Raw genomic sequence first — 10,782 nt, 5'->3', positions numbered from 1 at the left:
CCTGGTAAGAAGGCATTTAGAGCGAAAGACGAGATTCGAACTCGCGACCCCGACCTTGGCAAGGTCGTGCTCTACCAACTGAGCTACTTTCGCATGAACAAAACCAATATGCTGTTTCGTTTTGGTGATGCAAATATAGACAGATTTCTATTTCTGTCAAGGGATTTTTTATTAAAAATTTAATATTTAGTTTAAATTGCTGGCTTTCAGTGCAAGTAAAATTAAATCAATTTCAAATCCACGTCCCTGTAGATAGGTGGTAAGCTTCATTTTTCTTTTTAAAGGGTTAGATTCCGTTAAAGTATTCGATTTTTTTACTGCTAAATTTTCCAGTGTTTGCATATAATCATCGTCATCTAAACTATATAGCGCCTTTTGCAAAATTTTATCGGGAACGCCTTTCAACTTTAAACCTTGTTTAATTTTTACCCGTCCCCATTTCTTAATGTTGAATTTTCCTGATGCATATGACTTTGCAAACCGTTCTTCGTTCAAAAAATTATTTACAATGAGCTCTGATAAAATCTCTTCCAGTTCATCACCACGCATGCCCCATTCTACCAATTTATACCGGACTTCTTTTTGAGAACGTTCCTGGTAAACACAAAAACTTTCTGCTTTGGCTAGTGCTTGTTTTTTGTCTAATATTGCTGTCTCTTGTTTGCCGCTTTTCATAATTAATTGATGAAATTCGCAAAAATAATGGCGATTAAAGTATTTTTCGAATAATAATATGTTGCAGAACCCAATTTATACCCTTTCCAAAATTGCAGAAATTCTTCGTGCTGAGGTTAGATTAGTGCATGAAAAGGTAATTATACAATATTTGATCATAGATAGCCGATCGGTAATGGTTCCTGAAAATTCATTATTTTTCGCTTTATCTGCCCACCGGGATGGACATGAATTTATTAGGGATGCTTATCATAAACAGGTTCGGAATTTTGTCATTACAGAGAAAAAATACATCACATTATATCCAGATTGCAATTTCATCATCGTTGAAGACTCATTGGTGGCATTGCAACTGCTTGCTTTAATTCATCGTAAGCATTTTGATTTAAAAACGATAGGCATTACAGGGAGCAATGGAAAAACCATTGTAAAAGAGTGGTTGTATCAGCTTTTAGCCCTTGATTTCAATATCATCCGGAGCCCGAAAAGTTATAATTCACAAATTGGCGTACCACTATCTGTCTGGCAAATTAATGCCAGTCATAACCTGGGTATTTTCGAGGCGGGTATTTCAGCCGTAGGCGAAATGGGGACACTTGCCAAGATCATTCAGCCGCAAATCGGGATTTTGACCAATATTGGTGAAGCACATGCTGAAGGTTTTGCTTCAAAAAAAGAGAAGCTGGTGGAAAAGCTCAAGCTTTTTACAGGATGTGAGCTGCTGATTTACTCACCAGATTATGTTGCTGAAGTTGATTTATCCGCATTGCCAGTGCAGAAGAAATTTAGCTGGAGCGGCACACAAGGGGCTGATCTTCGCATTATTGAGGTAGAACATGGTGCAGTAAACAGTCACTTACGGGCAATTTATCAGGATCAGGAAATTAGCTGCATCTTGCCCTTTAAAGACAAGGCGTCGATAGAAAATGGTATCATTTGCTGGGCTACCTTACTGGCTTTTGGTTATTCACCAGAACAGGCTGGCTTACGATTGGAAAAACTGACACCTGTTAGTATGCGCCTTGAACTGAAAAATGGCATTAACCAATGTTCTATTATTGATGATTCTTACAGTGCCGATATCTCTTCACTGGCCATAGCGCTTGATTTTTTGAACCAGCAAAATCAGCATGCTAAAAAAACGGTTATCCTTTCCGAATTATTTGAAACTGGCAAAGATGATTTGATTTTATATACAGAAATCGCCGATCTTCTTCAACAGAAAAGGATTAACCGCTTGATTGGAATTGGAAAACATATTGCCGGATATGCGGCGCTTTTTAAATGTGAAACACAGTTTTTTGTAGATACGGATGCCTTTATGCAGGCTTTTCCAGGTCTGCATTTTAATCATGAAACCATTTTAGTGAAAGGGGCGAGGCGTTTCGAATTTGGCAGAATCAGTAAAATCCTGACTCAGAAAATACATGATACGGTGTTGGAAATCGATCTGAATGCAATGGTGAGTAATCTCCAGTTCTATCGTTCTAAACTGAGCCCTGGTGTAAAGATAATGGCTATGGTAAAGGCTTTTTCATATGGGAGCGGAAGCTTTGAAATTGCCAATCTGTTGCAGTTTCACAAAGTAGATTATCTGGCTGTGGCTTATGCCGATGAAGGAATCGCCTTACGGAAAGCCGGAATTACACTTCCTATTATGGTGATGAGTCCGGAAGAATCTGCTTTTGAAGCGATCATCAAGCATCATTTGGAACCTGAAATTTATAGCCTGGAAATTTTAAACAGCTTTTTAAATGTTATTCCGAAAGATGTTTTGAATTACCCTGTTCACTTAAAAATTGATAGTGGAATGCATCGCTTAGGATTTGACCAAACAGAAGTTGATGATCTTTGTAAATTGCTTATCAACAATGAGCAAATTAGTGTTCAGAGTATTTTTTCTCATTTGGTGGCGAGTGGGGAAGCGGAGCACGATGGTTTTACCCGCGAGCAGATGAATACTTTTGATCTGGTTTCTAAAAAACTGATTGATGTTTTAGGATACAAACCTTTGTTGCACATTGCTAACACTTCAGGAATCAGCAGGTGGCCAGATAGCCAACTGGATATGGTTAGGTTAGGGATTGGCCTTTATGGGTTTGATACGGCTTTATATCGTAATCAGGGTTTACAAACAGTAATGGTTTTAAAAACCACCATCACTCAAGTTAAAACTATTGCACCTGGTGAAAGTGTAGGCTACAGTAGAAAGGGCTGGATGCGCAATGGGGGTAAAATAGCCACGGTAAAAATTGGCTATGCAGATGGTTATAGCCGGGCATTTGGCAATGGCGTAGGGAAAATGTTAGTTAACGGACAATTGGTGCCCACCATTGGATCTATTTGTATGGATATGACCATGTTAGATATTACTGGTTTGGATGTAAGCGCGGGAGATGAGGCCATTGTTTTTAATCATGAACACACCATTATGCAATTGGCAAGTGATACTGCTACGATTCCATATGAGATTTTAACCAATATTTCTCAGCGGGTGAAGCGGGTTTATTTTTATGAATAAATTGGTTCATTTGTCATTTGTTCAATAGTTCATTAGTTTGGGTGCAGATGACCTGGTTCGTTTGTCATTGGTTCAATAGTTCGTTAGTTTGGGTGCAGATGACCTGGTTCATTTGTCATTGGTTCAATAGTCATTAGTTTGGGTGCAGATGACCTGGTTCATTTGTCATTTGTTCAATAGTCATTAGTTTGGGTGATAACCTGGTTCATTTGTCATTTGTTCAATAGTCATGAGTTTGGGTGCAGATGACTTGGTTCATTTGTCATTTGTTCAATAGTTCATTAGTTTGGATGCGGATAACCTGGTTCATTTGTCATTTGTTCAATAGTTCATTAGTTTGGGTGCAGATGACCTGGTTCATTTGTCATTTGTTCAATAGTCATTAGTTTGGGTGCCAGATGACCTGGTTCAATAGTTCATTAGTTTGGGTGCAGATAACCTGGTTCATTTGTCATTGGTTGAATAGTCATTAGTTTGGGTGCAGATAAGCTGGTTCATTTGTCATTTGTTCAATAGTCATTAGTTTGGGTGCAGATGACCTGGTTCATTTGTCATTTGTTTAATAGTTCATTAGTCTGGGTGCAGATAACTTGGTTCATTTGTCATTGGTTCAATAGTTCATTAGTTTGGGTGCAGATAACCTGGTTCATTTGTCATTTGTTTAATAGTTCATTAGTGTGGGTGCAGATGACCTGGTTCATTTGTCATTGGTTCAATAGTCATTAGTTTGGGTGCAGATAATCTGGTTCATTTGTCATTTGTTGAATAGTCAATAGTTTGGGTGCAGATGACCTGGTTTATTTGTTTAATAGTTCATTAGTCTTGATGGAGCTAATACGCCATGCTAACCAATGAACAAATGACTATTGAACCAATGAACTGTCAGACCAATGAACTTTCAAACCAATAAACTACTGACTAATGAACCATTAACTAACAACTATTGAACATTTTTAAATAAGTTTGCAATATGAACAATATCGGGAAAGCTATTTTAAACTATCTGATCAAAGGTTTATTAATTGTGGTACCCATCGCCGTGAGTATATTTATTGTGGTTTGGGCTGTTACCACTGTTGATAGCTGGCTGAATGTTAATAATATACTGGGGGTTAATCCACAGACGGGTGAAAGCAGAAACATCCCAGGTTTAGGCTTGCTTACGGTTTTAACGCTGATTTTGCTTGCAGGTATTTTTGTGACCAATTTGGTTACGGAGCCGATGTACAATTGGTTTCAACGGATGATGAAACGGTTGCCTTTACTCAACTTTATTTATTCTTCCATTAAAGATTTAACTGAAGCCTTTGTGGGTGATGAAAAGAAATTTAATCACCCGGTATTGGTTGAGGTAGAAGGGGGATTGAAGAAAATTGGTTTCCTTACGCAGAACGATCTTCATAAACTGGATTTGCCTGATGATGTAGCGGTTTACTTTCCCTTATCGTACTCTTTTGCAGGTCAGCTTTGTATTGTAAAAAGAGAAAAGGTTAAAGATTTGAATATGAGTGCTGCTGAGGCCATGAAATTGGTGGTAAGTGGTGGTGTAAGTGGACTTTAAACACTATCGCGTTATGTCTACCTGAACTTGATTCAGGATCTTCTGAAGCGAATCTAAAGCAACTGATGAATATCTGCATCAATCTGGTATCCATCGGAGGACCAATTCTGAAACGGATTGTTAAACCTAAAATATACTTCTGCCTGTTGATAAAATGATCATCACAATGATGAGTGCATAAAGCATTCTGGTATAATATTCTCTGATAAATAGCCCTGCCACTATTAGCAAATCATCTTCAGTATTGCTGTGGATTAAGCCGCTGCTTGATGATGAATTATAGATAATCTGTTTATTTTTATGGTTATTTACCGACCATCTGCTGAACCAGCTGTTTTGAAAGCTCCAGTCGAATTCTTCGCCAGTGGTACAATATATTTTTGCTTTAAAGCCCAGCCAATCGTAGCGGATGATTGCTAAAACTTCATTTTTATTATTGAAGATTTTGGATTCTGGTTTGGAATAGCCTTCACTTTTTAAAAGGTAAATTCCTGATTGTGTGGTGGCAATGGCAGAGTTTTTTAAAGAAAAGAAATTTAGAGAAAATTTTAGCAACATATCTTCAAATACCTGATAATTACTATCAAATAAGCCTTTTCTCCAGTTCAATATTTTCTCCATCACGCCAAGGTTTTCCTTTAAGACTTCGGAATAAACGAATCGTTACAGAAAATGTTTGTAATAAAAAAAGTGCCCGTAAAAACAAGCACTTTCTTTATAATGATTTGAATTCTGAAGGATTGAATGAGCGCATATTACTTTAACACCCAAATCCTCAAATTCTTTCAACCCTGTTCTTTAATCTTATTTAAAAATTAGGTTTTAGTACGTATTTATCGTAGAACCTGAAAATATGCTCTGCAGCTTCTTCAGCAGTATCTACTAACCTGAATAAGTTCAAATCTTCTTCGTGGATATTGTGCTCTTTTTGCAACATGGTTCCTTTAATCCAGTCAATTAGACCACTCCAGTAATCCTTACCTAATAAAACAATTGGGAAACGTGCAATCTTACCTGTTTGGATCAAAGTTAAAGCTTCAAAAAGTTCATCCATTGTGCCAAAACCACCGGGTAAAACCACAAAGCCTTGACTGTATTTCATAAACATCACCTTGCGGACGAAGAAATAATCAAATTCCAGCAATTTGTTGTGATCGATATATTTATTATGGAATTGCTCAAATGGCAATTCGATATTAAGGCCTACAGATTTACCTCCATTGGTATGAGCGCCTTTATTTCCAGCTTCCATAATACCCGGACCGCCACCTGTAATTACGCCATAACCGCGATCTGTTAAAAGTTTACCGCATTGTTCTGCCAGTTGATAATACCTATTGGTTTCTGCCGTACGTGCTGAACCATAGATGGTTACACAGGGGCCGATTTTTGCTAGTTTTTCGAAACCGTCAACAAATTCGGCCATTATTTTAAAAATTTGCCAGGAATCTGTTACTTTAATTTCCTGCCAGTCCTTATTTTCAAAGGCACTTCTAATTTTTTCTTCACTCGTCATATATACGCTATTCTAATATTAAAATTGTGTTTGCGCATCAGTCTTTTTGCTGATAAAAAGCAAACCTATAAAAGTAATTAAACCGTTAATTAAAATCAGTTCAACACTAAAAACGTACCCTCCTAATAAGCGGGTTGAATACGTGGAAAGCAAGTAACATAAAAAAGGCGATAATATGCAAACTATTGGCACTAATTTATCATGGAGTCCGCGTTTTTTTACAAATAATCCAAAACTATACAAGCCTAAAAGTGGTCCGTAAGTATAAGAAGCAATGGTAAATATTAAGCTTACTACAGATGAACTGTTTAATGTGTTGATGACAATGATGACTAAGAACATCAAAATGGAAAATGCGATATGAACGGTATGGCGCTTTTTTACGGCATCTTTTGCATTGGCATTTTCAGCCTTTGCCATGCCTAAAAAATCTACACAAAAAGATGTGGTAAGTGCCGTTAATGCAGAATCTGTAGTGGCAAAAGTAGCTGCTGTTAAACCCAGCATAAATATAATGGCGGGAATAGCACCTAAATTATTCAAGGCAATTTCTGGAAATAACAAATCCGTTCTCGGCTTTCCAGTGATGTGATCTAATGGGATATCGATGCCATTTTTAGCAGCGAAAATGTACAATAAAGCGCCAACACTTAAAAAGAATACATTCAGGATTACAAATACACCAGTAAAAGTGAACATGTTTTTTTGCGCCTCTTTAATGGTACCCATACTCAGGTTTTTCTGCATTAAATCCTGATCTAAACCAGTCATGGCAATCGTTACGAAAATGCCGCCAATAAACTGTTTGCTGAAATAGAATTTGTTGGTTAAGAAATCATCTAAAAAGAAAATCTTTGAATAACTGCTGCTTTTAATGGTTTCAAATGCCTGTGGAATATCGAAATTGAGGCTGCTGCAAATGAAATAGATGGTGAGGAAAACGGATAGAACAAGGAAAAATGTTTGTAAAGTATCGGTAATGATAATGGTTTTTAGGCCACCTTTAAAAGTGTATGACCAAATCAGGGCAAGTGATATCAGCACCGTTAGCCAAAAAGGAATGCCATAGTTATCAAAAATGAAGCGCTGTAAAACAATCACCACTAAATATAACCTGGTGGCTGAACCTAGTGTTCTGCTGAGCAAAAATATGGAAGCTGCGGTTTTATAACTGTAATGCCCTAATCGTTGTTCAATATAGCTGTAAATGGAGGTGAGTTTCATCCGGTAATACAGCGGCAGTAATACCGTGCAAATAATAATGAAACCAACTGCATTGCCTAAAACGAACTGGAAATACTGAAATTGGTTTCCGGCTGGCGCACCAACTTCGCCGGGTACGGAAATAAAGGTTACACCTGAAAGTGCTGTTCCAATCATTCCAAATGCCACTAAATACCATTTTGAATTTCTATTGGCAACAAAAAACGAGTTATTATCTGACGAACCTTTAGAGGTTACGAATGAAATAACAATCAGCAATAAAAAGTAACCGATTAGAAAGCATAAAAGTATAGTTGGCGACATATTTTTGTTTTAAGCTGTTAAATGTAAGAAATTAATGTTAGTTGTTTTGTTGGTTAGATGGTTAGTTTTTTCGGTACTGTCACAAAATAACTAAAAAACCAAAGCACTAAAAAACCAAACAACTATTTCATATTTTTGTGCATGAATTTTTCATCCAAACTGCTTGAAGATGCAGTAAACGAATTCTCTAAATTACCTGGTGTAGGACAAAAAACGGCATTGCGTTTGGTTTTACATCTTTTAAATAAGGAACAGGAGGAAGTGAATCAGTTTGGCAATACATTTATTAAGCTTAAACAACAAATTAAACATTGTAGCATCTGCCATAATATTTCAGATTTTACAATTTGTGAAATATGTACTTCGCCTAAGCGTGATAAGGAAACGATTTGCGTGGTGGAAGATACCCGTGATGTAATGGCCATTGAAAATACCGGACAGTATTATGGGGTTTATCATGTTTTAGGTGGATTGATTTCTCCTATGGATGGTATTGGCCCGACTGATTTGTTTATTGATGGATTGGTTTCCAGGGTATCTGCCGGGGGAATTAAGGAAATTATTCTGGCCTTGAGTCCGAATATGGAAGGTGATACTACACTTTTTTATCTGTACAAGCGCTTAAAAGAATTTAATGTTCCGGTAACTACCATCGCCAGGGGAATTGCTTTTGGTGGAGAACTGGAATATACCGATGAGATTACACTCGGCCGCTCCATTATCACCCGTGTACCTTACGAAACAGCGATGATGAAATAGTTTAGTTGTTTTGGTGGTTAGTTGTTTTGTTGGTTAGAACATAGCCCCAATGCCCAATTAGTAACTCCCAAAAAGAAGCTTTCCAAGTCCACAAACTAAACAACTAAAAACCCAACTCACTATAAATGAAAAATAAAGTTATCATCATTACCGGGGCATCCAGCGGAATTGGAAAAGCTTGTGCCGAAGAATTTGCTAAACGTGGCGCCAATTTGGTTTTAGCTGCCCGTCAATATGTAACACTTTGCGAAATTACTGCTGATTTAGAAAAGAAATATAAGATTAGAGCCGTCGCCGTTCAGGCCGATGTGAGTAAGGAGGCTGATTGTGAATTGCTTATTAAACAGGCATTGGTTTCGTTCCAGAAAATTGATATTCTGGTGAACAATGCTGGTTTATCCATGCGTGCATTATTTAATGACCTGGATTTATCTGTACTTAAAAACCTGATGGATGTGAATTTCTGGGGGACGGTTTATTGCACTAAATATGCTTTGCCAGAAATTCTAAAAACTAAGGGTACGGTGGTCGGAATTTCTTCCATCGCTGGTTACCGCGGGTTACCCGGACGGACAGGATATTCTGCTTCAAAATTTGCGATGAATGGTTTCATGGAATCTTTGCGGACAGAACTATTGAAAACGGGTGTAAATGTTTTAGTGGCTTGCCCGGGATTTACGGCTTCCAACATCCGCGTTACCGCTTTATCAAAAGATGGTGCTGCACATGGCGAAACCAGTATGGATGAAGGCAAAATGATGACTTCTGAAGAAGTTGCTGGTATTATTGCTGATGGTATTGAGAAACGCAAACGGACTTTGGTGATGACAGGACAGGGAAAATTGGCCGTGTGGATGAATAAGCTGTTCCCAGCTTTTGTAGATAAAAAGGTATTTGATTTATTTGCGAAGGAGAAGAATCCGCTGATAAAAGGGTAATGGTTTTGTCCTGGCCGGACGGGCTTTTTTCTTTTTGACAACAAAAAGGAAACAAAAATTGCCGGCTGAAAATTTTTCTATTTAAGTTAGTAGTTTGGCTTTGACTGTGTATCCCGAAAAATTTGTTAGGCCGGATTGGAGTAGAACGAAGATATAATGGTAAGGCTAAGTTGGGTGGACGAGCATGGTGGCTGTTCAATCACAATTGTTTTTTATCTCCTAAAATTCATCGCATTGCATTCACACGATATTATCTTAATTGGGGGACAGTGGAAGGATTTTGTGAATTTCCAATCTTGATACTTGATTTTCGCTACTTGATACTTTTTAATAAATCCACTATGCCAACGATTTCGTTTGTTAAGTTGCATGGAAAATCCATTTCAAATATGATAAAATACTTCTTTATAGTAATACTCTTGTTTCAAACGATAACAGCATTGGCTCAGGTAAAAACGGCTAAGGATATCAATTATGCCCACAACACTAAAGAACAAAATTCACTTAATGTTTTTTACAAGGCCGATCATGTTGAAAATAAACCTGTTCTGATTTTTATTCATGGTGGTTCTTGGAGTAGTGGCAAGAAAGAAACGTATTGGTGGTTAGGGAGGAATTTCGCCAGGAAAGGTATAGTTACCGTGATTATAAATTATCCGCTTGCGCCTGATGTTCAATATGAAAAAATGGCTGATGATTGTGCATTGGCTGTGAAGTGGGTTAAAGAAAATATCTCTACTTATAAGGCAAGTCCGGGTAAGATTTTCATTATGGGTCATTCAGCAGGAGCGCATTTAGCGGAACTAATCAACGCGGATCCAAAATATTTTGATCATGCCAAAATCAAAAATCCAATTAAAGGCGTAATCTTAAATGATCCCTTCGGACTGGATTTACATGAATACCTTACTACTGCTAAAAAGGACAGTTTTTACTTTGATTTTATCAGAACCTTTACGGATAAACCTGAAGTATGGAAAGTAGCATCGCCATTAAATTACGTCAACAACATTAAAAATCCGCATTTGTTGTTTTATGGAAGCAAGACTTACGAAGCGATTAAATTGCAAACACCCAGGTTATATCAAAAATTAAAGGCGAACCATATTCCTGTAGAAATTAAAGAGATTGAAGGGAAAAGCCACGTGCCTATGATAAGTCAGATGATATGGGGCGGAAATGATTTGTATGAGGAGATTGTGGGATTTATGCAGAAAACGATTTCTGGTAAATAGAATTTATAATAAAACGCTATTAATTGCCCGATGAAATTAATTGAAAAAAA

Annotated in this window: 9 protein-coding genes and 1 tRNA gene; 5 read left to right on the top strand and 5 right to left on the bottom strand. The window is 37.4% G+C overall.

Annotation, left to right across the window (positions count from 1 at the left end; genetic code table 11):
- Positions 1 to 20: 20 nt before the first annotated feature.
- Positions 21 to 93 (bottom strand) — tRNA-Gly (locus tag EV200_RS18245).
- Between the two features lie 93 nt (positions 94 to 186).
- Positions 187 to 675 (bottom strand): regulatory protein RecX, encoded by a 489-nt coding sequence (locus EV200_RS18240; RefSeq protein WP_132535233.1) that lies wholly within the window; start codon positions 673 to 675, stop codon positions 187 to 189.
- A 58-nt stretch (positions 676 to 733) separates the two neighbouring features.
- On the opposite strand from EV200_RS18240, the gene EV200_RS18235 reads away from it, so the two are divergent.
- Both EV200_RS18235 and EV200_RS18230 read left to right on the top strand, forming a co-directional pair.
- Entirely contained in the window at positions 734 to 3,196 is a 2,463-nt protein-coding gene (locus tag EV200_RS18235) for a bifunctional UDP-N-acetylmuramoyl-tripeptide:D-alanyl-D-alanine ligase/alanine racemase (RefSeq protein ID WP_132535231.1), read from the top strand.
- A gap of 970 nt (positions 3,197 to 4,166) precedes the next feature.
- Positions 4,167 to 4,757 (top strand): DUF502 domain-containing protein, encoded by a 591-nt coding sequence (locus EV200_RS18230; protein ID WP_132535229.1) that lies wholly within the window; start codon positions 4,167 to 4,169, stop codon positions 4,755 to 4,757.
- A gap of 126 nt (positions 4,758 to 4,883) precedes the next feature.
- Here the strand turns inward: EV200_RS18230 and EV200_RS18225 are convergent, their stop codons facing one another.
- The 3 genes from EV200_RS18225 to EV200_RS18215 all read right to left on the bottom strand — a co-directional run bounded on the left by EV200_RS18225 (position 4,884) and on the right by EV200_RS18215 (position 7,800).
- Positions 4,884 to 5,378: a hypothetical protein gene (locus tag EV200_RS18225; protein WP_132535227.1), complete on the bottom strand. Its 495-nt coding sequence runs from the start codon at positions 5,376 to 5,378 to the stop codon at positions 4,884 to 4,886.
- Between the two features lie 187 nt (positions 5,379 to 5,565).
- Positions 5,566 to 6,273: an LOG family protein gene (locus EV200_RS18220; RefSeq protein ID WP_029289075.1), complete on the bottom strand. Its 708-nt coding sequence runs from the start codon at positions 6,271 to 6,273 to the stop codon at positions 5,566 to 5,568.
- Positions 6,274 to 6,291: 18 nt separating this feature from the next.
- On the bottom strand, positions 6,292 to 7,800 hold the full coding sequence (locus tag EV200_RS18215; protein WP_132535225.1) for a sodium:solute symporter: 1,509 nt from the start codon (positions 7,798 to 7,800) through the stop codon (positions 6,292 to 6,294).
- A 141-nt stretch (positions 7,801 to 7,941) separates the two neighbouring features.
- On the opposite strand from EV200_RS18215, the gene recR reads away from it, so the two are divergent.
- The 3 genes from recR (at position 7,942) to EV200_RS18200 (ending at position 10,732) form a co-directional block, all read left to right on the top strand.
- Positions 7,942 to 8,559 (top strand): recombination mediator RecR, encoded by a 618-nt coding sequence (gene recR / locus EV200_RS18210; protein WP_132535223.1) that lies wholly within the window; start codon positions 7,942 to 7,944, stop codon positions 8,557 to 8,559.
- A gap of 125 nt (positions 8,560 to 8,684) precedes the next feature.
- Complete coding sequence (locus EV200_RS18205) at positions 8,685 to 9,497, top strand: SDR family oxidoreductase (RefSeq protein WP_132535221.1); 813 nt, start codon at positions 8,685 to 8,687, stop codon at positions 9,495 to 9,497.
- A gap of 389 nt (positions 9,498 to 9,886) precedes the next feature.
- On the top strand, positions 9,887 to 10,732 hold the full coding sequence (locus EV200_RS18200) for an alpha/beta hydrolase (RefSeq protein ID WP_132535219.1): 846 nt from the start codon (positions 9,887 to 9,889) through the stop codon (positions 10,730 to 10,732).
- Positions 10,733 to 10,782 lie beyond the last annotated feature (50 nt).

This window comes from Pedobacter psychrotolerans (assembly GCF_004340665.1).
Taxonomy (GTDB): domain Bacteria; phylum Bacteroidota; class Bacteroidia; order Sphingobacteriales; family Sphingobacteriaceae; genus Pedobacter; species Pedobacter psychrotolerans.
Note: the sequence above shows the minus strand (reverse complement) of the source record. Positions and strands in the feature narration are given on the sequence as shown.

What these genes read in the sequence shown, in the direction of transcription:
- EV200_RS18240 (WP_132535233.1), bottom strand. Translation starts at nt 675, where the DNA reads ATGAAAAGCGGCAAACAAGAGACAGCAATATTAGACAAAAAACAAGCA.
- EV200_RS18235 (WP_132535231.1), top strand. Translation starts at nt 734, where the DNA reads ATGTTGCAGAACCCAATTTATACCCTTTCCAAAATTGCAGAAATTCTT.
- EV200_RS18230 (WP_132535229.1), top strand. Translation starts at nt 4,167, where the DNA reads ATGAACAATATCGGGAAAGCTATTTTAAACTATCTGATCAAAGGTTTA.
- EV200_RS18225 (WP_132535227.1), bottom strand. Translation starts at nt 5,378, where the DNA reads ATGGAGAAAATATTGAACTGGAGAAAAGGCTTATTTGATAGTAATTAT.
- EV200_RS18220 (WP_029289075.1), bottom strand. Translation starts at nt 6,273, where the DNA reads ATGACGAGTGAAGAAAAAATTAGAAGTGCCTTTGAAAATAAGGACTGG.
- EV200_RS18215 (WP_132535225.1), bottom strand. Translation starts at nt 7,800, where the DNA reads ATGTCGCCAACTATACTTTTATGCTTTCTAATCGGTTACTTTTTATTG.
- recR (WP_132535223.1), top strand. Translation starts at nt 7,942, where the DNA reads ATGAATTTTTCATCCAAACTGCTTGAAGATGCAGTAAACGAATTCTCT.
- EV200_RS18205 (WP_132535221.1), top strand. Translation starts at nt 8,685, where the DNA reads ATGAAAAATAAAGTTATCATCATTACCGGGGCATCCAGCGGAATTGGA.
- EV200_RS18200 (WP_132535219.1), top strand. Translation starts at nt 9,887, where the DNA reads ATGATAAAATACTTCTTTATAGTAATACTCTTGTTTCAAACGATAACA.